This window comes from Streptomyces sp. NPDC030165 (assembly GCF_055573595.1).
Genome location: NZ_JBVIBD010000032.1, coordinates 45,286 through 67,184 on the forward strand (window position 1 = coordinate 45,286; position 21,899 = coordinate 67,184).

The 21,899-nt window shown below is 72.5% G+C and carries 20 protein-coding genes; 18 read left to right on the forward strand and 2 right to left on the reverse strand.

Annotated elements, in window-relative coordinates; genetic code table 11:
- From ACZ4Z1_RS37755 to hypE, 9 genes are read left to right on the forward strand one after another with little or no spacing between them, the layout of a single operon-like run.
- Positions 1 to 540, forward strand: coding sequence for a NifU family protein (locus ACZ4Z1_RS37755; RefSeq protein ID WP_468491202.1), 540 nt, complete (start codon positions 1 to 3; stop codon positions 538 to 540).
- Positions 537 to 1,178, forward strand: a complete 642-nt coding sequence (locus tag ACZ4Z1_RS37760; RefSeq protein ID WP_468491203.1) for a DUF5947 family protein — start codon at positions 537 to 539, stop codon at positions 1,176 to 1,178. Before ACZ4Z1_RS37755 ends, ACZ4Z1_RS37760 begins: the two co-directional genes overlap by 4 nt.
- Positions 1,171 to 1,917, forward strand: coding sequence for a DUF6084 family protein (locus tag ACZ4Z1_RS37765; protein WP_468491204.1), 747 nt, complete (start codon positions 1,171 to 1,173; stop codon positions 1,915 to 1,917). Before ACZ4Z1_RS37760 ends, ACZ4Z1_RS37765 begins: the two co-directional genes overlap by 8 nt.
- Positions 1,914 to 3,149, forward strand: a complete 1,236-nt coding sequence (locus ACZ4Z1_RS37770) for a hypothetical protein (protein ID WP_468491205.1) — start codon at positions 1,914 to 1,916, stop codon at positions 3,147 to 3,149. The genes ACZ4Z1_RS37765 and ACZ4Z1_RS37770 overlap by 4 nt, the downstream gene beginning before the upstream one ends.
- Positions 3,150 to 3,154: 5 nt before the next feature.
- Positions 3,155 to 3,676, forward strand: coding sequence for a hydrogenase maturation protease (locus ACZ4Z1_RS37775; RefSeq protein ID WP_468491227.1), 522 nt, complete (start codon positions 3,155 to 3,157; stop codon positions 3,674 to 3,676).
- Entirely contained in the window at positions 3,669 to 3,956 is a 288-nt protein-coding gene (locus ACZ4Z1_RS37780) for a hydrogenase maturation nickel metallochaperone HypA/HybF (protein ID WP_468491206.1), read from the forward strand. The genes ACZ4Z1_RS37775 and ACZ4Z1_RS37780 overlap by 8 nt, the downstream gene beginning before the upstream one ends.
- Positions 3,934 to 4,206 (forward strand): HypC/HybG/HupF family hydrogenase formation chaperone, encoded by a 273-nt coding sequence (locus ACZ4Z1_RS37785; protein ID WP_468491207.1) that lies wholly within the window; start codon positions 3,934 to 3,936, stop codon positions 4,204 to 4,206. The genes ACZ4Z1_RS37780 and ACZ4Z1_RS37785 overlap by 23 nt, the downstream gene beginning before the upstream one ends.
- Complete coding sequence (hypD, locus tag ACZ4Z1_RS37790; RefSeq protein ID WP_468491208.1) at positions 4,206 to 5,333, forward strand: hydrogenase formation protein HypD; 1,128 nt, start codon at positions 4,206 to 4,208, stop codon at positions 5,331 to 5,333. The genes ACZ4Z1_RS37785 and hypD overlap by 1 nt, the downstream gene beginning before the upstream one ends.
- Positions 5,330 to 6,409: a hydrogenase expression/formation protein HypE gene (gene hypE / locus ACZ4Z1_RS37795; protein ID WP_468491209.1), complete on the forward strand. Its 1,080-nt coding sequence runs from the start codon at positions 5,330 to 5,332 to the stop codon at positions 6,407 to 6,409. The genes hypD and hypE overlap by 4 nt, the downstream gene beginning before the upstream one ends.
- A gap of 22 nt (positions 6,410 to 6,431) precedes the next feature.
- Here hypE and hypF read toward each other — a convergent pair whose 3' ends face one another.
- The gene (gene hypF / locus ACZ4Z1_RS37800) at positions 6,432 to 8,753 is read right to left on the reverse strand and encodes a carbamoyltransferase HypF (protein ID WP_468491210.1); all 2,322 of its coding nucleotides are present in this window, start codon (positions 8,751 to 8,753) and stop codon (positions 6,432 to 6,434) included.
- Positions 8,754 to 8,999: 246 nt separating this feature from the next.
- Between hypF and ACZ4Z1_RS37805 the strand changes: the two genes are divergently transcribed.
- The 3 genes from ACZ4Z1_RS37805 (at position 9,000) to ACZ4Z1_RS37815 (ending at position 11,175) form a co-directional block, all read left to right on the forward strand.
- Complete coding sequence (locus tag ACZ4Z1_RS37805) at positions 9,000 to 9,704, forward strand: TNT domain-containing protein (RefSeq protein WP_468491211.1); 705 nt, start codon at positions 9,000 to 9,002, stop codon at positions 9,702 to 9,704.
- Positions 9,705 to 9,734: 30 nt separating this feature from the next.
- Positions 9,735 to 10,007, forward strand: a complete 273-nt coding sequence (locus ACZ4Z1_RS37810) for a hypothetical protein (RefSeq protein WP_468491212.1) — start codon at positions 9,735 to 9,737, stop codon at positions 10,005 to 10,007.
- Between the two features lie 262 nt (positions 10,008 to 10,269).
- Positions 10,270 to 11,175, forward strand: a complete 906-nt coding sequence (locus tag ACZ4Z1_RS37815) for a glycoside hydrolase family 19 protein (protein WP_468491228.1) — start codon at positions 10,270 to 10,272, stop codon at positions 11,173 to 11,175.
- 153 nt (positions 11,176 to 11,328) lie between these two features.
- On the opposite strand, the gene ACZ4Z1_RS37820 is transcribed toward ACZ4Z1_RS37815, so the two are convergent.
- Complete coding sequence (locus ACZ4Z1_RS37820; protein WP_468491213.1) at positions 11,329 to 12,231, reverse strand: aminoglycoside phosphotransferase family protein; 903 nt, start codon at positions 12,229 to 12,231, stop codon at positions 11,329 to 11,331.
- A 358-nt stretch (positions 12,232 to 12,589) separates the two neighbouring features.
- Between ACZ4Z1_RS37820 and ACZ4Z1_RS37825 the strand changes: the two genes are divergently transcribed.
- The 6 genes from ACZ4Z1_RS37825 to ACZ4Z1_RS37850 all read left to right on the forward strand — a co-directional run bounded on the left by ACZ4Z1_RS37825 (position 12,590) and on the right by ACZ4Z1_RS37850 (position 21,707).
- Positions 12,590 to 14,851 carry an ATP-binding protein gene (locus tag ACZ4Z1_RS37825; protein ID WP_468491214.1) on the forward strand — a complete coding sequence of 754 codons (2,262 nt, stop codon included), beginning with the start codon at positions 12,590 to 12,592 and terminating at the stop codon, positions 14,849 to 14,851.
- Positions 14,852 to 15,319: 468 nt separating this feature from the next.
- Positions 15,320 to 16,285: a 2,3-diaminopropionate biosynthesis protein SbnA gene (gene sbnA, locus ACZ4Z1_RS37830; RefSeq protein ID WP_468491215.1), complete on the forward strand. Its 966-nt coding sequence runs from the start codon at positions 15,320 to 15,322 to the stop codon at positions 16,283 to 16,285.
- Between the two features lie 16 nt (positions 16,286 to 16,301).
- A complete protein-coding gene (gene sbnB / locus ACZ4Z1_RS37835; RefSeq protein WP_468491216.1) occupies positions 16,302 to 17,303 on the forward strand; it encodes a 2,3-diaminopropionate biosynthesis protein SbnB in 1,002 nt (333 codons plus the stop codon).
- On the forward strand, positions 17,297 to 19,189 hold the full coding sequence (locus tag ACZ4Z1_RS37840) for an FAD/NAD(P)-binding protein (protein ID WP_468491217.1): 1,893 nt from the start codon (positions 17,297 to 17,299) through the stop codon (positions 19,187 to 19,189). Before sbnB ends, ACZ4Z1_RS37840 begins: the two co-directional genes overlap by 7 nt.
- On the forward strand, positions 19,189 to 20,412 hold the full coding sequence (locus ACZ4Z1_RS37845; RefSeq protein WP_468491218.1) for a trans-sulfuration enzyme family protein: 1,224 nt from the start codon (positions 19,189 to 19,191) through the stop codon (positions 20,410 to 20,412). The genes ACZ4Z1_RS37840 and ACZ4Z1_RS37845 overlap by 1 nt, the downstream gene beginning before the upstream one ends.
- Positions 20,409 to 21,707: a benzoate/H(+) symporter BenE family transporter gene (locus ACZ4Z1_RS37850; RefSeq protein WP_468491219.1), complete on the forward strand. Its 1,299-nt coding sequence runs from the start codon at positions 20,409 to 20,411 to the stop codon at positions 21,705 to 21,707. Before ACZ4Z1_RS37845 ends, ACZ4Z1_RS37850 begins: the two co-directional genes overlap by 4 nt.
- Positions 21,708 to 21,899 lie beyond the last annotated feature (192 nt).

Sequence of the window (21,899 nt, forward strand, 5' to 3'; positions counted from 1 at the left end):
ATGGAAGATCTACGGCAGACCGAGACGCGGGTGGAGGAGCTGATCGACCGGCTCGCCACCACGCCGCGGATCGGCGAACAGGTGGAGGAGCTGGTCCGCCTGCTGATGCGGCTGTACGGGGGCGGGCTGGCCCGGATCACCGAGCTGCTGCCCGCCGACCGGGTCACGGAGCTGGCCGCCGACGACCTGGTGGGCAGCCTGCTGATCCTGCACGACCTGCATCCGCGCAGCACGGCGGAGCGGGTGTCCGAGGCCCTGGAGCAGGTGCGTCCGTTCCTGGGGTCGCACGACGGCGACGTGGAACTGCTCGAAGTCGACGCCTCCGGTGTGGTCCGGCTCAGGCTGCACGGCTCCCGCGGCGGCTGCGCCTCCTCAACCGCGGCCGTCGAGCAGGCCGTCGCACGGGCCGTCCGGTCCGTGGCGCCCGAGGTCACCGGCGTTCGGGTGCAGAGCACCGCACCGCGGGTGCCGCTGCTCCAGATCGGGTCGGGGCCGCCGCCGCAGTGGTCCGCGCCCACCGGCCGCGGGGCACGGACATGACCACCGGACACGGCCTGCGCCGCTTCCGCGAATCCGCCGGCAGGCCGCCCGGCCCACGCTGTGACCTGTGCGCCGCGGCCTTCGGCACCGGCCCGCACGGGCATGTGGTGGATCTGGACGACCGCGGCCTGCTGTGTGTCTGCCGGGCGTGCCGGATGCTGTTCGCGCACCGCGGCGCGGTCCAGGGGCGCTACCGCGGCGTACCCGACCGCTTCCGCCATGTACGCGGCTTCGTGCTCAACTCGGTGCAGTGGGACGCGCTGCAACTGCCGGTCGGCATGGTCTTCTGCTTCCGCAACTCCCGCCTCGGGCGTTACGTGGTGTTCTATCCGAGCCCCGGCGGCGCCACCGAGTCGCTGCTGCCGGACGCCGCCTGGGAGCGAGTGATGGCCGTCAACCCGGACGTGTCCGACCTGGCCGACGACGTGGAAGCCCTGCTGCTGCGCCGCCACGGCGAGCGGGTCGAGTGCCATCTGGTCCCCATCGACACGTGTTACGACCTGGTGGGGCGGATGCGGCTGCACTGGCGGGGCTTCGACGGCGGGGAGCTGGTGCGGGGCGAGCTGGACGCGTTCTTCGCGGCTCTGCGGGACCGTTCGGCGGGCCCTGGAGGACAGGAGGGGGACGCCCGTGGGTGACTTCGCCTTCGCCTGCTCCGGCGTCCGCCCCGAGCCGTACGCGGCGGCTCCCACCCTGCTCTTCCGGTTGCGCATCGAGGAGCGCAGCGGCCTGGACGTACGGGCCGTCGCCCTCCGCTGCCAACTGCGCGTCCAGCCGCACCAGCGCGTGTACAGCGCGCTCGAACAGGCCCGTCTGGCCGCCCTCTTCGGTACGCCGGACCGCTGGGCCAGCACGCAGCAGCCCCTGCAACTGGCCACGGTGACCGTGATGGTGCCCGGCTTCCGCGGCGCCACGGAGGTCGATGTACCGGTGCAGTGCACCTACGACCTGGAGGTCTCGTGCGGCCAGTACTTCCACGCCCTGGAAGGCGGTCAGGTGCCGGTGCTGATGCTGTTCAGCGGCACCGTCTTCACGGCGGGGCAGGTCGAGATGGTGCCGTGGGACCAGGAGTGCACGGCGGAGCTGCCGGCGACCGTGTGGCGTGAGGTGATGGACCTGTACTTCCCGGGCAGCGGCTGGCTGCGGCTGCGCCGCGAGACCCTGGACGCGCTGCAGAAGTTCAAGCACGAACGGCAGTTCACCACGTGGGAGGACACGGTCAAGACGCTCCTCGACCGGGTGGGCAAGAGCCCGGCGGACCAGGACGGGAACGAGGGAGGACACGAGGGCGGACACGAGGACGAGGGCGGACACGAGGACGGGGACGGCCCCGGGGACGGGGCGCCGGAGCGGTGCGGCGGCGGTGAGGTCCGGTGAGCGCGGAAGCGGCCGACGGGCGGCCCGCCGGGTTCGAGCGGGCCCGCGCGGTGGCGGACGCCGTGCTCTTCGAGGGCTACATCCTCTACCCGTACCGGGCGTCCGCGCCGAAGAACCGGCTGCGCTGGCAGTTCGGCGTACTGGCGCCCAAGGGCGCCGACCCGTCCGAGACGTCGTCCGCGCAGGCCGACTGCCTGGTCGACCCCGGCCGGAGCAGCGGCACGGCGCTCACCGTGCGGCTCAGGTTCCTCCAGGTCCAGCGGCGGTTCTCGCGCGGACCCGGTGACCCACCGTGGGACGAGGGAGTCGTACGCGAGATCGACGCGCAGGCGGATCTCGTGCCCGGGGCGGTCGCGCACCATCGTTTCAGGGTGCCCGGCGGCGAGGAGGAGGGGCGCAGGCGCTGGCCGTTGCACGGCGTACTGCGCATCGCCACGGAGGCGGTACCCGGTCCGTACGGCCTGCTGAAGGTGCGGGTGCGCACGGAGAACCGTACGGAACGGGCTGCGGAGGGCCTGCCGGGCGGCGACGACCGCGCGGAGATGCTGTGCGGCGCGCTCATCGGCGCCCACACCCTGCTCGCGGTCACCGGCGGCCGGTTCCTCTCCCCCACCGATCCGCCGCGGTGGGCCGCCGGTGCCGCCGCCGGGTGCGAGAACCGGCACACCTGGCCCGCGCTCATCGACGACCGCACCCTGCTCTGCGCGCCGATCATCCTCGGCGACCGTCCGCGGATCGCCGAGGAGAGCCCCGCCGACTTCCACGACGGCACGGAGATCGACGAGTTGCTGACACTGCGCACGATGACCCTCACCGACGAGGAGAAGCGTGCGGCCAGGGCCACCGACGAGCGGGCGGCGGCGATCATCGACCACGCCGACTCCATCGCGCCGGACGTGCTGGCACGGCTGCACGGCGTGGTCCGGCGTCCGCGGGACACGCCGAATGGCGCGACGGACGGCGCTCCCGGCCTGGACGACAGCCGCGTCCAGGTCCTCGGCGGCTGGGCGGCGCGTGGCTCGCGCGTACGGCTGCGTCCTGGCGGCGGCCGGCGGACCGACGCGCAGGACATGTTCCTGCACGGCCGTACGGCGCGGGTGTCGGCGGTCCTCCAGGACATCGACGGCGGCACGCACCTGGCGGTGACGCTCGACGACGATCTCGGCGCCGACCTGCACGAGGCGGTCGGCCGCTTCCGCTACTTCGCTCCCGATGAGGTGGAACTGCTGTGAAGGTGATGGTCGCGGGCGTGGGCAACGTCTTCCTCGGCGACGACGGGTTCGGGGTGGCGGTGGCCCAGCGGCTGGCCGCCGAGCCGCTGCCCCCGGGCGCGCGGGCCGCCGACTTCGGCATCCGCGGAGTACATCTCGCGTACGAGCTGATGAACGGTTACGAGGGCCTGATCCTGATCGACGCCATGCGGCGCGGTGGCGCGCCGGGGACCCTGTACGTCCTCGAACCCGACGTCGACACCGACGGGCTGCCCGGACCGGACGGTGCTGCCACGCCCGCCATGGACGCCCACGACATGGCTCCCGGGAAGGTCCTCGCGGTGCTCCGGCGGCTGGGCGTGCGGCTGCCGTGGGTGCGGGTGCTGGGCTGCGAACCCGGCGCCCTGGACGAGGAGATGGGGCTGAGCCCACCGGTCCTGGGCGCGGTCGACGAGGCCGTACGGCTCGTACACGAACTGCTGGAACAGCGGACGGACCGCGGCACCCCCGCCGCGGCGGAATCAGGAACGGACGGTAGTCATGCATGAGGTCGGACTGTGCGAAGGCATCCTCCAGGCCGTGGAGAACCGCGCCCGGGGCCGCCGGGTCACCGGCGTGACGGTACGCATCGGTGAACAGCACGCGGTGGTCGGACCGGCCCTCGCCCAGGGCTTCGAGCTGGTCGCGGCGGGCACCGTCGCCGAGGGCGCGGCGGTGGAGCTGATCACGGTGCCCGGCGACGAGTTCACCCTGGTCTCCCTCCGGGTCGCCGGGGAGGACCGCGCGGCGGACCCGGGAGGTGACCGTGTGCCTCGGGATTCCCGGTGAGGTCGTCGGGTTCGTCGACGGGCAGCCCGACCTGGCCCGGGTGGACGTCAGCGGCGTCCGCCGGGCCGTCAACATCGCCCTCCTGGAGGAGGAGGGGGTAGGGCCCGGTGACTGGGTCCTCATCCATGTCGGCTTCGCCATGTCCAAGATCGACGAAGCCGAGGCGCGGGCCGCGCTCGACTTCCTGGAGAGCATCGGCCAGGCGTACGACGACGAGATCGCCGCACTGCGAGAATCGGGGACCGACTGATGCGCCATGTCGACGAGTACCGCGACGCCGGTACCGCGCGGGCCCTCGCCACCAGGATCGCCGGGCTGTGCGAGCCCGGCCGCCGCTACGCGTTCATGGAGGTGTGCGGCGGGCACACCCACACCATCTACAAACACGGCATCGAGGACCACCTGCCGGAGCAGGTCACCCTGGTGCACGGCCCCGGCTGTCCGGTCTGTGTGATCCCGATGGGCCGGGTGGACGACGCCCTGCACATCGCCCGGCAGCCTGACACGATCATGACGTCGTTCGGCGACATGATGCGGGTGCCCGGAGGCAGTGCGTCGTTCCTGGACGCCAAGGCGGAGGGCGCGGACATCCGCATGGTCTACTCCCCGCTCGACGCCCTGCGGATCGCCCGGCAGAACCCGGACAAACGGGTGGTCTTCATGGCCATCGGCTTCGAGACGACCGCGCCGTCCACCGCGGTGACCCTGCTGCGCGCGGCCGCCGAGAAGCTGGCGAACTTCTCGGTCTTCTGCAACCACGTCACGATCATCCCGGCGGTCAAGGCGATCCTGGACTCACCCGACCTGCGCCTGGACGGCTTCCTCGGGCCCGGCCACGTCTCCACGGTGATCGGCTGCCGGCCGTACGAGTTCATCGCGGCGGCCTACCGCAAACCCCTCGTCGTCGCGGGCTTCGAGCCCCTGGACATCCTCCAGTCGGTGCACATGCTGCTGCGCCAGCTCGCGGACGGGCGGTGCGAGGTGGAGAACCAGTACGCGCGCGTCGTCCCCTGGAACGGCAACGCCAGGGCGCTGCGGGCGCTGTCCGACGTCATGGAGCTGCGGCCGTACTTCGAGTGGCGCGGCCTCGGCTTCATCTCCCACTCGGCCCTGCGCCTGCGCGACGCGTTCGCCGCGTACGACGCGGAACGGATCTTCGAACTCCCCGGTGTACGGGTCGCCGACCCCAAGTCCTGCCAGTGCGGCGAGGTCCTCAAAGGCGTACTCAAACCGTGGCAGTGCAAGGTCTTCGGCACGGCCTGCACACCCGAGACGCCGATCGGCACGTGCATGGTCTCCTCCGAGGGCGCGTGCGCCGCGTACTACAACTTCGGCCGGTTCAGCCGGTCCTCGGTACGGGAGGCGGCCCGGACATGACCACCGAACAGGAGGAACGGGTCCTGCGGCGCATCGAACGGGCGCGCCGCCGCAAGGCCCGGGTGCGCGAGGAGCGGGTGACGCTCGCGCACGGCGCGGGCGGCAAGGCCACCCAGACGCTGGTCGAGGCGGTGTTCCTCGAAGCGTTCGACAATCCGCTGCTGGCCCGGCTGGAGGACCAGGCGGTGTTCTGCGCGGGCGGCGCGCGGCTGGCCCTGACCACCGATTCGTACGTGGTCGCGCCGCTGTTCTTCCCCGGCGGGGACATCGGCGACCTCGCGGTCAACGGGACCGTCAACGACCTGGCCATGGCCGGGGCCCGGCCGCTGCACCTGTCGGCGGGCTTCATCCTGGAGGAGGGCTTTCCCGTCGCGGACCTGGTCCGGATCGCGGGCTCCATGGCACGGGCGGCGGAGGCGGCGGGCGTACAGATCGTCACCGGCGACACCAAGGTGGTGGAGCGCGGCAAGGCGGACGGTGTGTACGTCAACACCTCGGGCGTCGGGGTGGTGGAGCACGGGCTCGCCCTGGGCGCCGGGCAGGCGCGGCCCGGTGACGCGGTCCTGGTGTCCGGGCCGGTCGGCGATCACGGCACCACCGTCATGCTGGCCCGCGGCGAACTGGGCATCGAGAGCGGCCTGGTCTCGGACACCGCGCCGCTGGCGTCCCTGGTGGCGGTCCTGCTGGAAGCCTGCGGCGAGAGCGTACGGTGCCTGCGCGACGCCACCCGCGGCGGCCTGGCCACCGTGCTCAACGAGATCGCGCGGGCCTCGGAGGTCGCGGTGGTGCTGGAGGAGGCCGCCGTACCGGTGCGCGACGAGGTGCGGGGAGCGGCGGAGCTGCTGGGCATCGACCCGCTCTACATCGCCTGCGAGGGGCGGATGGCCGTCGTGGTGGACGGAGCGGGCGCCGACGCCGCGCTGGCGGCGCTGCGCGGGCACCCGCTCGGTGAACGCGCCGCGGTGGTGGGACGGGTGGTGGCCGAGCCGGCTGCGCTGGTGCTGGTGAACACGGGGTTCGGGGGCACGCGGATTCTGGATCTGCTGATCGGGGACCCGCTGCCGCGGATTTGCTGAGGGGCGGGGCGGGAGGAAGCCGCTACGCTCCCGCCGCCGCGTCGCGGGCCGCCGCGACCGCCGCCTGGCCGAGGCTGATCCCGCCGTCGTTGGGCGGCACGCGCCGGTGGGTGAGGACCTCGAAGCCGTCGCGTTCCAGCGCGGGCACCGTGCGCTGGAGGAGGAACCCGTTCTGGAAGACGCCTCCCGAGAGCGCGACCGTGGTCAGGCCGGTGGTGCGGCGCAACGCCCGGCAGGAGTCGTAGATCAGGCGGGCCACGCTGTTGTGGAACCGGGCCGCGACGACCGCGGTGGCGGTGCCCGCCCGTACTTCCTCGGCCACCGCGCGGACGAGGTCGGACGCCCGTACCCGGCCCTCCTCGATCCGGACGGGGTAGGTGCCGTGGACCGCGGGGTCGGCGTGGTGCTCCAGTTCGGCCGCCGCCTGTCCCTCGTAGTGCACGGTGTCGCGGAGCGACAGGACGGCGGCCACGGCGTCGAAGAGGCGCCCCGCGCTGGAGGTGGGCGGCGCGCCCATACCTGACCTGGCCAGGCGCCGGACGGTGTCCCAGCGGCCGGGGTGGCGGCGGCGCACCGCGAGGTCGGCACCGTAACCGTCGTCGCCCTCGGCGCAGGCGTCCAGGTAGGCGACGGCCATCCGCCAAGGCTCCCGTACGGCTGCCGGGCCGCCCGGGAGCGGTACGGGTTCCAGGTGGCCGGCGCGGCGGAAGCCGCACAGGTCCGCGACGAGGAACTCGCCGCCCCACAGCGTGCCGTCGGTGCCGTGGCCGAGCCCGTCGAAGGCCACGCCGATGACCGGCCCGGACGCCGTGTTGTCGGCCAGGCAGGCGGCGATGTGCGCGTGGTGGTGCTGTACGCCGACGAGGTGTGCGCCGGTGGTGTCGGCGAGGTCGTGCGCGTACTTCGTGGAGAGGTACTCGGGATGCAGATCGTGGGCGATCACCGCGGGGTCGACGGCGTGCAGGCGCGCGCAGCGGTCGATGCCGGTGGTGTACGCCTCCAGCGTCCCGGCGTCCGCGAGGTCGCCGATGTGCGGGGAGACGAAGGCGTGCCGGTCGCGGGCCAGGCAGAACGTGTTCTTCAGCTGGGCGCCGCAGGCCAGCACCGGGCGGGGCGCGGGGACGGGGAGCGGCAGCGGCTGGGGCGCGTAGCCGCGCGCCCGCCGCACCGGCACCGTACGGCCCGCGTACACCCGGATCACGGAGTCGTCGGCGCGGGCGTGGATCGGCCGGTCGTGGGTGAGGAAGGCGTCGGCGATGCCGCCGAGCCGCGCGAAGGCGTCCGCGTCCTGGTGGGCGATGGGCTCGTCGGAGACGTTGCCACTGGTCAGGACGTACGGTCCGGCCAGCTCGTCGGCGAGCAGCCGGTGCACCGGTGTGTACGGGAGGACGAGGCCGAGGTCCCGGCACCCCGGTGCCACCGCGGCGGCGATCGGTGTGCCGGGGCGGCGCGGTGTCAGGACGACGGGGCGGCGCGGCCCGGACAGCAGTTCCCTGGCGCGGCGGTCGAGTTCGCACAGGGCCTCGGCCGCCGCCAGGTCAGGGGCCAGTACGGCGAAGGGTTTGTCCGCGCGGTGCTTACGGGCGCGCAGGGCGCGGGTCGCCCGCTCGTGGGTGGCGTCGACGGCGAGGTGGTACCCGCCGATCCCCTTGACCGCGAGGACCCGTCCGTCCCGGAGCAGGCCGGCCGCCGAGGCCGTCGGGTCTCCGGGGAGCGGCGTGCCGTCCGGGGCCACCAGACGCAGCCGGGGCCCGCAGGCCGGACAGCACAGCGGCTGCGCGTGGAAGCGGCGGTCGGCTGGGTCCTCGTACTCGGCCGCGCAGTCGGCGCACATGGGGAAACCGGCCATCGTCGTACGGGCGCGGTCGTAGGGCAGGGCCCGGACGATGGTGTGACGGGGGCCGCAGTTGGTGCAGTTGATGAACGGGTACCGGTAGCGCCGGTCAGTGGGATCGAGGAGCTCGCGGAGGCAGTCGTCGCAGGTGGCGATGTCCGGCGGGACCGGGGTGCGGTGGGCCGGTGCCTGGTGCTCCTCGGCATGGCGTGGATGTGCGCGGCTGGTCTCGATGCTGAAGCCCGCGCCGCTGTCGCCCAGGAGGGAGAGCGGCCGGGCGGTGATCCGTTCGATCTGGGCCAGGGGCGGCGCCTCGCTCTCCAGCAGCCATCGAAAACGCGCCACCGCGCCGGCCGGCCCCTCCACCTCGATGAGCACCCCGGCAAGGTCGTTGGCGACCAGACCGGCAAGCGCCAGTCGCGATGCCGTCACCTGCACGAAGGGCCGGAAGCCGACGCCCTGGACGATGCCTTCGACCCGGAACCCGACGCGTACCCGCTGGTTGTCCACCCGGACGATGGTCGCGGACGGCGGCCCGGGAGCGGGGCGGGATTCCCTTTCGGGGGACGGGGCGGGTGGTGCGGTGGTACGGCCGTACGATCGCGGCCGGGAAGCCCGCCTCCTCGACCCGGCCCGGTCCGGCCGGCCTGGCCCTGACCCTGGCCTGAAGGCGACGCGGCCATGACACCCCCCGAGGCGGTACGTCTACCCTGCGGACCGTCCTGGTGGGTCATCAGCGCATGAAAGGACTCCCGCGTGAACCGTATCCGCACCATATGCGCCGCTCTCGGCCTCGCCGCCGGCCTGGTGGCGGCCCCGGCCGCGAGCGCCGCATCACAGCCGGACGACCGGGCCGCCACCGCACCGGTCGCGGCATCACAGCCCAAGCTCACGTCCGGGCCCGAGCCCTGTACGGGAGCGTTCCACGGCGACGCCCGGCTCGGACCGAAATGGCTGCCCGAGAAGCAGCAGGCCCCGGTGGGCCCGCTCCTCAAGAACTACAAGAGGACGGGCAAACTGCCGGCGGCGGCCTTCCTGAAGAAGTACTGGGAAGGGCCGGCGGACACAGGTGGCTGGAAATATCCGCCCAACGACGGCTTCGGCGAGGTCAACGGCACGGTCGACAAGGAACCCGCCAAGCTGCGTCCGGGCCAGCGGCTGGACCGCTTCGGCTCCGAGTTCGGCGGGTTCCTGGCGCCGGCGGGTGACCTGTACGCCGAACGCTCCCTGCCCCCGCAGAACCTCAACACCCGCGAGGCCCCGGCCCCTTGCGACTACCACGTCTACAAGGTCGCGAAGCCGTTCTGGGTGTGGCAGGGCAGCATCGCTCCGTGGTTCGAACAGCCCGGCGGCGGACAGCAGATCAAGCTGGACGCGGTGTTCCTCGACCCGGGCCGGGGACAGCGGCTGAACGTGAAGTGGCTCGTGGAGCACGGCTTCCTCACACGCGTGGCCATCTGAACACCCTGGTCACTTGGACACCGTGGTGGGATGAACACCATGGCCTCCTCCATGGACACGGGAGCTCCCCCGGACCGTCGCGCGGCGCGGACCGCCCTGCGGGCGGCAGGGGTGGCCGACAGCCACTACCGCATCGAAGGCGTGCACGAACCGGTCCCCACGCCCCCGGACTTCCTGTTCCTGCGCCAGGCTCCGGACGGGGCGTGGGAGACCGGTGCCTATGAACGCGGCGCCCATCACGTCATCGCCCGCCACCCGACCGAAGCGGCGGCCTGCGCACACCTCTTCCGGCTGCTCACCTGACCGCGGCACCGCCATGGGCGGGGCTGCCGGCAGGGGCAGGACGGGCGCCCGTGGTGCCCGTATTGCCCGTACCGGTGACCGCTTGCCGCCCGTTCCGGAATCCGGCCCTTCGGCACCTTGACTGGTACAGACCAAGCGAGTTGAGTACCACCAGCCTGTGATCGCGCTTGCGAACCGGAGCGCGATCCGTGGTGCTCGTCGTGCGCCGGACCGTCCGTCGCCGATCGAACGCGGCCCTGCCGCACCGAGGAGTGATCACATGTTGCTCAAGCAGCGTATCGCCGCCGTGCTCTCGGCCGCCGCCTGTGCGGCGACCCTCACCGTCGCGGCGCCGCCGGCCACGGCCGCTCCCTCCTCCGGCTCCGCGGCATCCGCCGCGAGCTGCAACTTCACCGTATGGACCGCCGGAAAGGCCTACCGCACCGGGGACATCGTCAAGTACACGAACGGCCAGTACTACCGCGCCAAGCATGACAACCCGGGCTACGACCCGGTCATCAGCACCTGGTTCTGGGAGCCGTACAACTGCGGCGGCGGCACCAACCCCTCCGGCTTCGTCGTGAGCGAGGCGCAGTTCAACCAGATGTTCCCGAACAGAAACCCGTTCTACACGTACAACGGCCTGAAGGCCGCGCTGAGCGCGTACCCCGGGTTCGCCAACACGGGCAGCGACACCATCAAGAAGCGGGAGGCCGCCGCCTTCCTCGCCAACGTCAGCCACGAGACGGGCGGCCTGGTCCACGTCGTGGAGCAGAACACGGCCAACTACCCGCACTACTGCGACCGCAACCAGCCGTACGGCTGTCCGGCCGGCCAGGCGGCGTACTACGGGCGCGGGCCGATCCAGCTCAGCTGGAACTTCAACTACAAGGCGGCGGGCGACGCGCTCGGCATCGACCTGCTGCACAACCCGAACCTGGTCCAGACGGACGCGGCCGTGGCCTGGAAGACCGGCCTGTGGTACTGGAACACCCAGCGCGGCCCCGGCACGATGACGCCGCACGACGCGATCGTCAACGACCGCGGCTTCGGTGAGACGATCCGCAGCATCAACGGCAGCCTGGAGTGCAACGGCGGCAACCCCGGGCAGGTGCAGAGCCGCATCAACAACTTCAAGAAGTTCACCCAGATCCTGGGCACGAGCACGGGCGGCAACCTGAGCTGCTGATCCCGGTGCGCCCCTGACCCGGCCGCTTCGCCTCGCCCGTCGTCGTCCGTCCCGCCCGTCGTTCACCGGCGGCGGGCGGACCGCGTACGGGCGAGGCGAGTGCCGCGCGTGCCGTCCCCGCTTGCCCCGGGCGCGCCCCGGGCGCCCCCGGCCTCAGTCCGCCTCCTCCAGCACCGCCTGAATCACCAGCCGGGCGTTGTGCGCCATCGCCGGGTTCGTCGTCCGGTAGTACGGCAGCGCGATCACCGCCTGCGAGAGGGTACGCCCCCGGCCCCGGCGCCAGGTCGCGTCGTCCACGCCGAGCGCCTCGCGGAAGACCTTCCTGGCGCCGGCCGGCAACAGGTTCCACGCCGGGAACAGGTCACAGGCCGGGTCGCCCACTCCCGTACACCCGAAGTCGATCACCGCCGACAGCCTGCCGCCGTCCACCAGGAGGTTGCCCGGCATCAGGTCGGCGTGCAGCCACACCGTCGGACCGTCCCAGCCAGGAGCCCGCAACGCGTCCTCCCACACGGCGGTCACCGCGTCGCAGTCGACGTCCTCCTCCCGGATGCCGCGCAGTTCCTCGATCGCCGCCCGGGTCCCCGCGTCGAGCGCGGCGACCGGCCCGCCGCGGTGAGCCGTCGGCGCCCCCGGCACCGTGATACCACGCACCGCCGCCACGAACCCGGCCAGGTCCTCGGCCAGCGACTCAGGGGCTTCCAACGCTCCCGCGTCAGGGTTCTCCCCCGGCAGCCACCGGTACACCGACCACGGCCACGGATATCCCTCGGCCGGCTCCCCGGCCCCCAGCACCTCGGGTACGGCCACCGGCAGCCGGGGCCCGAGCCGCGGCAGCCACTCCCGCTCCCGCACCACGTCCCCGGCCCCGCCCTCGACCAGCGGCATCCGTACGACCATGCCGTCACCGAGCCGGTACATGGCGTTGACCGTCCCGCCCGACGAAACCCGCTCCACCGCCAGCCCCGCCCACCGGGGAAACTGCCCGCCGACCAGCCGCCGCACGAGGCCGTCGTCGATGGGGTGCTGGCCGGGATGCATCTGCTCTGCGCCCATGGGGCGCCATCCGATCGCCGGACACCGACGGGCGTCAAACACTATTCGGGGGCCGACGGCGGAGACCATCACCCGGTAGCACCTGGAGCAGATGGCACCCCATTCCATCGCATTCCTTCGCATTCATTCGCATTCCTCCGCATCGAGCCGGGCGCGTCGGACGATGCCGAAGTGGCGCGGCCCGTACGGCACCGAGGCGGTTCCGGTCGGGCTGCCTCGGGTGGCGGTCGGGGCCGCCCGGTGGCCTTCCTGCCTCGATCTTCACTCGCGCGGGTGGAGCTGCGCCCCGCTGCCGCCCTCGGTTCCGCTTGCGCGGGAGACTCGACGTGCCTGAGTGCTGTGGCGGTGGTTGGAGGCGGTGACGACGGAACAGAAGGCGAACGGCCAGGGCCGGAGGACGCTCGGGGCGGATGTCCGTAACGAGGTGTCCGCGCCGGTCACGGGGCATGTGGTGCAGGCCGGGGTCGTGCACGGTGGGGTGCACCTGCATTCCGGCCGCGAGCGCGAGCGCGCGGTGGCGCCGCAGCAGCTGCCTGCCGCGCCGAGGGTCTTCACCGGCCGGGCCGAGGAGCTGGCCGAGCTGACGGCCGCGCTGGACGGCGCGGCGGAGACCGGCACCACGGTGATGATCTCGGCGCTCGGCGGCGCCGGAGGGATCGGGAAGACCTGGCTGGCTCTGCACTGGGCGCATCAGCACGTCGACCGGTTCCCCGACGGCCAGCTGTTCGTCGACCTCCGGGGTTTCACACCCGTCGGCGAGCCGATGCCCGCGGCGGAGGCGGTACGCGGGTTCCTCAGTGCCCTCGGGGTGGATCCGGCCGGGATGCCGGCGGACCTCGATGCCCAAGTGGGGCTGTACCGGAGCCTGGTCGCCGACCGGCGCCTGCTGATCGTGCTGGACAACGCCCGGGACACCACGCATGTGGCGCCGCTGCTGCCGGGGAATTCGGCCTCTACGGTGCTGGTGACCAGCCGCCGCCACCTGGCCGGTCTGGTCACCACCCACGGTGCCCGTTCGCTGGACCTGGACGTGCTCTCCGCGGCCGAGGCCCGGCAGCTCCTGGTCGATCACCTGGGCGGTGAACGGGTCGCCGCGGAGCCCGAGGCGGTGGACGCCTTCCTGGAGTGCTGTGGCGGGCTGCCGCTGGCGCTGAGCATCGTGGCCGCGCGCGCCACCGCCCACCCCGGATTTCCCCTGAGTGCGCTCGCCGAGGAACTGCGGGACCACGCGACGCGGCTCGACGAGCTGGACGCCGGTGAGATCCCGTTGAACCTGCGGGCCGCGTTCTCCTCGTCGTACCACGCGCTGTCCCCCGAGGCGGCCGTCCTGCTCGGACTGGTGGGACTGGCGCCGGGGCCGGACATCGGTCTGGCGGCCACCGCCTCGCTCGCCGGGCTGCCCGCGGCCAGGACCCGTGCGCTGTTGCGGGAGCTGGAGACCGCGCACCTGGTGTCCCAGCCGTCGCCGGGTCGCCACCGGCTGCACGACCTGATCCGCCTCTACGCGTCCGAGCAGGCTCACGCCCACCAGGCGGAGGACGGCCGCGACGACGCCTTGCGGCGGCTGGTGGACTTCTACCTGCATACGGCCTACGCCGGTGACCAGGTACTGGATCCGCACCGCGAGTCGGTGACGCTGGATCCGCCCGTACGGGGCTGCCGCCCCCAGCCCCTGCCGGACGAGACCAGGGCGCTGGCGTGGCTGGACGCCGAACACCCCTGCCTGATGGGCGCGCAGCGGCTGGCCGTCGAGCGGCAGTGGCACCAGGCCGTGTGGCAGCTGGCTCCGACGCTGCACACCTATCACTGGCGGCGGGGGCTGCTGGCCCGGCAAGTCGCCGTCGCGACCGACGGACTGGCCGCCGCGCGGCACCTGGGGGACGAGGCCGCCCAGGCACCCGCGCACCGTCTCCTCGCCGAGGCGTGCGCCCTGATGGGCCGGCATGCCGAGGCCCTGGAGCGGCTTCACCAGGCGCTCGCTCTCGCCGAGCGTACCGACGACCTGCCGAGCCAGGCGCACACCCACCGCGTCCTGGCGTGGGCCTGGGGGCAGCAGGGGGAGACCCGGCCCGCGCTGGACCACGCCACCCGTTCCCTCGCGCTGTTCCAGGCGCTGGACGACAAGGAGTGGGAGGCCCGCGGGCTCAACCAGTCGGCTTGGTTCTCCGCGCAGTTGGGCCACTACGAGCAGGCCCAGGCCTACTGCGAGAAGGCCCTGCTCCTGCACCGCGGCCACGGCAACCGCAACGGTGAGGCGCTGTCCCTGGGTGTCCACGCCTACTTGGGTCTGTGCACGGGCCGGTACGCCGAAGTCCTGGAGCACGGCCGGCGGGCCCTCGGCCTGTTGCGCGACATCGGCAACACGTATCACGAGGCCGTTCTGCTGCACGGGATCGGCCAGGCGCATGCCGCGCTGGGGCAGCCCGGTCAGGCCCGGGATGCGTGGGAGCAGGCATTGGAGCTGTACCGTAGCCAGCACCGGTCGGGCGAGGCCAAGGGCCTGCAACTCCAGCTCGACGAACTGGTCGAGCGCGAGCGGAAGGGCGAGCGGGAGCGGGGTGAGGCGGCGCCCCTTACGGAAAGCCCGCACCGTCCTCCCGACGGTCTCCCGCGCGAATAGGCCCGACGCGCGAGCGCCGACAGCCCGCGAAGAAACCAGCCGGGTCCGGGCCTCCACGGCCGGTCGGCCGATGCCGTCCGCCGGGCGGCTCTCGATGGCGGCGAAACCCGGTGCCTGCCTGTGCCGGACGGCCTCTTCCGCATACCGTGGCCCGGGAAGCGGAGACCTCCGACCCCGGCTGAACTGGTGATTCCGCCCCGGGAGTTCACAGCGGTTGAGCTTTCACCCAACATTGATGCTGGAAGGATCTTGCTCCAGCGGGTATGTTTCCGTGCAGGCATCGCCGTCACGGTTCTACGGGGGACGACGGGACGGCCGACGGGGGAACGAACGGGGGAACATTCCATCTCTTCTGCATGCCTTGATCACCGCGTGTGACTCGACTCCGCATGCGCCCGGCACCGGACGGATCCGGCAGCTGCGTGTGCCCACTTTCCATCACCTTGGATTCCAGTGATAGCAGAAGAAGTGTATGACCTGATCCTGGATGATCTCTTCATCCGGGTTGACCAACTGGTCCCGGGAAGCTCTGTCTTCCTGAAGATCGAGGGCCTCAATCCTGCGGGTTCGGTGAAACTCAAGACGGCGGTGGCGCTGGTCGCCGAAGCCGAGAACACCGGCCGCCCCTTTCCCGCCACCCGGCTCATCGAGTCCACTTCCGGAAACCTCGGAGTGGCACTCGCCATGGTGTGCGCGGCGAAAGGGTATCCACTGACCTGCGTGACCGATCCCAACGCCAACGCCCAGTCCGTACGCCTCATGGAGGCGCTCGGCGCCGAGGTCGTGGTGATCGACGTACGCGACGGTAACGGCGGCTATCTGCAGTCCCGCATCAACTACATCCGCGAACGCCTGCGCCGCGAGCGGAACACGTACTGGCTGAACCAGTACGCCAATCCGGCCGGACCGCGGGCACACCGGGAACGCACCGGCCGCGCCCTGGTCGAGACACTCGGCCACATCGACTACGTATTCATCGGCGCCGGAACGACCGGGACGCTGATGGGCTGCGCCGAGTTCCTGCGGGAGCACAGTCCGGCGACGCGCGTCATCGCGGTGGACGCGCACGGGTCCGTCACCTTCGGCGGCCCGCCGTCCCGCCGGCACATTCCGGGGCTGGGCACGAGCCGCCGCCCGGAAATCCTGGACGAGAAATACGTGGACGAGGTCATGCTCGTACCGGAGGAGGAGGCGGTGGAAATGTGCCGGATACTCGCCGAGGAACGCGGACTGCTGCTCGGCGGTTCCACCGGAACCGTGCTGGCCGCCGTACAGAACGCGGCGAAAGACATTCCGGAGGGCAGTGTCGTCGCGGCCCTCTCCCCCGACTTGGGGGAACGGTACCTGGAAAGCATCTACGACGACGCGTGGGTGGCCGAACGCTGGCCGCACCTCATCGACCCGGAATCGGAAATGGACCAGGCGCGCGCCTGAGAACAGGACATTCAGCATGTTCACCTTCGACGTGGTGCCGGGTGACTCCGTACGCAAAACACTCCAGAGCCGGCGCGGTGACGTTCTCGACATCGTCGCCCGCACCTATCGCAGCCACGAGGCCGGCGAGACGGTCAACCCGGACAGCTATTTCCTGCGGTTTCCCGAGAAGCCGGATTCCCGCATCATCGCGCTGCCCGCCTTCATCGGCGCGGATGTCCAGCTGGCCGGCATCAAATGGATATCCAGCTTTCCGCGCAACACCGAGAACGGGGTGCCGCGCGCCTCGGCCGTACTCGTCCTGAACGACTACGAGACCGGCTACCCGGTCGCGGTCCTGGAGGCGGCGAACATCAGCGCCGCCAGGACCGCCGCCTCCGCCGCCGTGGCGGCGACGGCGCTGCGTCCGGACGGCTACGGGGGCAGCCGTATCGCCGTGGTCGGCGGCGGCGTCATCGCGCGGAACATCTGCGACTACCTGCACGCCGCGGGCTGCGCTCCGGACGCCTACCTCGTCCATGACCTGCACGAACCGTCGGCCCAGGCACTCGCCGCGCATGTCCGCGACACCCAGCAGCGCCCCGCGTCCGTCGCCGGCGACCTGGGCTCGGCGCTGGAGGCGGAGACGGTGGTGTTCGCGACGACGGCCCTGGAGCCGTACGTGCACCGGCAGTTCGAGGCCGGTCAGGTGGTGCTGAACATCTCGCTGCGCGACCTCGCGCCCGAAGTGGTCCTGGGCGCGCAGAACGTCTTCGACGACGTCGAGCATTGCATGAAGGCGAACACCTCGCCCCACCTGGCCGAACAGCTCACCGGCAACCGCGACTTCGTGTCCGGGACGCTGGCCGGGGTGCTCAACGGGGAGGTGAAGCCCGCCGCGGACCAGCCGGTGATCTTCTCGCCGTTCGGCCTCGGCGTCCTCGACCTGGCCGTGGGCGCGTTCGCCCTCCAGCAGGCACGCGCCGACGGTACGGCCGTCAGCGTGCCGAACTTCTTCGGGGAGACCCGCCGATGGTGACCCAGGAGCACACGAGCCGCACGCCCGTCCTCGCGGTCATCGGGGTCGGCCCGCGCGGGCTGGGTGTCCTGGAGCGCCTCGTCAGCCACTGCGCGGCGCGGCCCTTTCCGGTCACCGTCCACCTCGTCGACCCGCAGCCGGCCGGCCCGGGCTTCCACCTCGCCGACCAGCCCGACCACCTGCTGCTCAACACGGTGTGCGCGCAGGTCACCGCGTTCGCCGACGCGCGGATGGTGGACGGCCCGACCGCCACGACCGGCCCCGGCCTGCACGAGTGGTGCCGCTCGCGGAACCTGCGGATCGGCGCCGACGGCTACACCGTACGGGCGGGCGAGGGCCGCGAGATCGAGCCGAACGACTATCTGCCGCGGCGACTGCTGCACGACTACCTCACCTGGGCCACCGACCGGATCCTGGCCGCGGCGCCCGACGGGATGCGGCTGGTGCGGCACCGGACCGCGGCGCTGGACGTCCGGCCGGGGGCGGCGGAGCGCGAGACCGTGCGCCTGGCGGACGGTACGGTCATCGACGCCGACGCGGTCTTCGTCACCGTGGGCCACCACTCCCTGTACCACCCGGAACAGGCCATCGCGGAGCCCCGCCTGGTGTCCCGCCCGTACCCGCTGCCCGATGTGCTCGACGGCATCGCGCCCGGTGAGCGGGTCGCCGTCCTGGGCATGGGCCTGACCGCGATGGACGTCATCGCGTCGCTGACGCTGGGGCGCGGCGGCCGGCACGAGAAGGCGGGCGAAGAGGGCGACGGGGCGCGTGCGTCCGGGCGGCTGCGGTACGTGCCCAGCGGCCGCGAGCCGCTCATCGTGCTCGCGAACCGTACGGGCCTGCCGTCCTGCAGCCGCCCGTACCTGAACCCCGGCCGGCTGCGGTTCGTACCGCTCGCGCTGACCGTGGCAGAGCTGGACGCGCGGCGCGCCGTACGCCCCGGCGGGCGGCTGCACTTCGCCGACGACGTGCTCCCGCTGGTCGAGGCCGAGATGGAACTGGCCTACTACCGTGCCGTGCTGGGCGGCCGGGTGGACGACTTCGCCGCCGCGGGCGCCGAGTTCGCGCGCCGTGCGGAGCAGGTCGGCTGGCGGGCCCTGCTCGCCGAGTCCCGCGAGCGCTACGGGCCGTATCCGCTGCGGGGCGTGCTCGACGCCCCGGCCGCGGAGCGCCAGTGGGCGGACCCGCGGGAGTACGCGCGGTGGTTCGCGGCCCAGGTCGCGGAGGATCTGGACGACGCGCGTACGGGGCTGGGCCGCAGTCCCCGCAAGGAGGCCCTGGAGGTGCTGCGCGACCACCGGGACGTGCTGCGGGCGGCCGTCGATCCGCCGGGGCTCGACCCGGCTTCGCTGGACCGCTTCTTCGGTGCGTTCACCGCCACCGTCAACCGCCTGGTCATCGGACCGCAGCTGGACCGCTCCGCCGAACTGCTCTCGCTGCTCGACGCGGGCGTGCTGCGGCTGGGTCCGGGCCCGCGGCCCAAGGTCCTCGCGCCGTCCGGCAACGCCGCGTCCTGGCGTCTGGAGTCGACCTGCCTGGAGCGGCCCGAGACCGTCGAGGTCGACCACGTGGTGGCGGCGCACGTCGCCGAGCCGCCCGCCGACCAGGTGCCCGGCTCGCTGCTCGGCACGCTCGTCGGGGCCGGCCGGGTCGCCACCCTCGCCCGCAGCGGCGGCAGCGCCACCGGCCTGCACGTCACGCGCGACGGCCGTGGCATCGATCCTGCCGGACAGGTGCAGCCCAGGCTGTACTTCCTCGGCCCGCACACCGAGGGTTCCAGCTACTACAACCACTACGTTCCGTCCCCCGGCGCTCCGTCGCGCGCGCTGATGGACGCCGAACTCGCTCTGCGTACCGCTCTCGACCCTTTGACTGCGAGGCCCTGATGAACGTCCGTGACACCTTCACCCCCTGGCGGCAGGAGTACCGCCCGGCGACCCGCGCCGCCCAGGGCGACGGCTGGCGTTCGCCGGCCACCGGGTCGATTCCGCCGCCCATCGAGCTGGGGGCGACGTTCGCGCGCGACGAGCAGTACCGCGCGCCGGCCGGTCTGGCCTACCTCCGTGACCAGGGCACCCCCGGATACGAGCAGGTGGAGCAGGTCCTGGCGGGGCTCGAAGGCGGCCGGGACGCACTGGTGTTCTCCTCCGGGATGGCCGCCGCGACCGCGGTGTTCCAGGTGCTGCCCGCCGGGGCGCGGGTCGTGGTGCCGCAGACCATGTACTTCGGGCTCACCAAGTGGCTGGCCGAGTTCGGGGGCGCGCGCGGCCTGGAGGTCGTACGCGTGCCGATGGACGACCTGGACGCGGTGGCCGCTGCGGTGACGGCGGCGCCGACCGCGCTGCTGTGGGCGGAGTCCCCGGCGAACCCGACCTGGCTGGTGACCGACCTCGCGGCCTGCGCCGACATCGCGCACCGCGCCGGGGCGCTGTTCGCCGTGGACAACACCGTACCGACGCCGGTGCACGCCCGGCCGTTCACGCTCGGCGCCGACCTGATCATGCACTCGGGCACCAAGTACCTCAACGGCCACACGGACGTGGTGGCCGGCTTCCTCGTCGCCGCGCCCGCGCCGGAGGGGGAGGACGGCGCGGCGGCCGAGGCGCGCGAGGCGCTGTGGGAGCGGCTGCGGCTGCACCGCAGGCTCACCGGCCCGATCCTCGGCCCGCTGGAGACGTACCTGCTGATGCGCGGCATCCGTACGCTCTTCCCGCGGATGCGGCAGATATCGGCCACGGCGCAGGCGCTGGCCGAGCACTTCGCCGACCATCCGCACGTCAGCCGGGTCGCGTACCCGGGGCTGCCGACCGATCCCGGTCACGAGGTCGCGGCCCGGCAGATGAGCGGGGGCTTCAGTGGGATGCTGTCCCTGCACGTCGCCGGGGACTGGCAGCGGTCCCTGCGCACGGCGCAGAACTGCGAACTCTTCATCCGGGCCACGTCCCTGGGCGGGGTGGAAAGTCTGGTCGAACACCGCTACACCTTCGAGGGGCCGGGCAGCACCTCCCCGAAGGACATGATCCGCCTGTCCATCGGTCTGGAGGACCCGGCCGACCTCGTCGCCGACCTGGAACAGGCACTGGAACGCGCCGCAAAGGAAGACCGTTGAGTTCGGAGACCACGAGCAACATCCAGCCGACCGGCACCACTCCCCCACCGGAGCCGCCGGCCGGTCCCCCCACGGAGGGCTCACCACCGGACGGCTCGCCGCAGCTGCGGCCGGGCCTGTTCCGCGACGCCTCGCTGTCGGCCGTGCTGGCCGGCTTCGTGGCCGTCGTCGTGTCGTACTCCGGGCCGCTGGTCATCGTGCTGGCGGCCGCCCACGCGGGTCATCTGAACCAGGGCCAGACCAGCTCCTGGGTGTGGGCGATATCCATCGGCAGCGGCGTCACCTGCATCGCGCTCAGCCTGCGCACCCGTATGCCGGTCATCACGGCCTTCTCCACCCCGGGCGCGGCGCTCCTCGTCACCAGCCTGGGCGCGTACTCCTACGCCGAGGCCGTCGGCGCCTTCCTCGTCACCGGGGCGGTCATCACGCTCGTCGGGCTGACCGGCGTGTTCGGGTGGCTGATGCGGCAGATTCCGACGGCCGTGGTGTCGGCGATGCTCGCGGGCATCCTGTTCTCCTTCGGTACCGGGGTGTTCACGTCGCTGAAGACCGCGCCGTGGATCGCCGGCGCGGTCCTGGTGGCGTATCTGCTGGGCAAGCGCTTCATCGCGCGGTACGCGGTGCTGCTCGCGCTGGCCGCCGGTGTGGTGTTCAGCGCGGTCACCTCGCGGCTGGACATCCACATCGACCATGTCGAGCTGGCCAAGCCGGTGTTCACCGCCCCGTCGTTCTCGGCCGGTTCGCTCATCGGCATCGCCGTACCGATGATCCTGGCCACCCTGGCGTCGCAGAACGCGCCCGGCATGGCCGTGCTCAGCGCGTCCGGATACCGGCCCAAGGACCGGCTGCTGATCGGCTCGACCGGTCTGGCGTCCACGGCCCTGGCGCCGTTCGGGTCGCACGCGATCAACCTCGCCGCGATCACCGCGGCGATCTGCACCGGTCCCGAGGCACACCGCGACCCGCGCCGCCGGTACGTGGCCGGCGTCTCGTGCGGCTTCTTCTACCTGCTGATCGGGGCGTTCGGCTCCACGCTCGTCGTCCTGTTCGCCGGACTGCCCAAGGAACTGGTCGCCGCGGTGGCCGGTGTCGCGCTCTTCGGTGCGCTGGCCGGTGGGCTGACCGGCGCGGTCAAGGAGGAGAAGGACCGCGAGGCGGCCCTGATCACGTTCCTGGCCACCGCGTCAGGAGTGACGATCGCGGGCATCGGCTCGGCCTTCTGGGGCTTGGTGTTCGGCGTCGTGGCGCATCTCGTGCTGACGCGGCTGCGCGCAGGGCGGGCCGCGGCGGCCTGATCCGCGGCGGTGGTGCGCAGGCCGTACGGAGGGGCTGCGCACCGCTGCCGGACGCGGGTGCCGGGCGTGGCTGTCGGGCACGGCCGCCTCCGGGTACGCCGGTACGCCCGTTCGTCTCCGCCGCCGGGCCCCGCCCACTCGGCTCTTCGGCCGGATCCAGGAGGCGCCCTCTGGCCGTACGGGCGGCGCGAT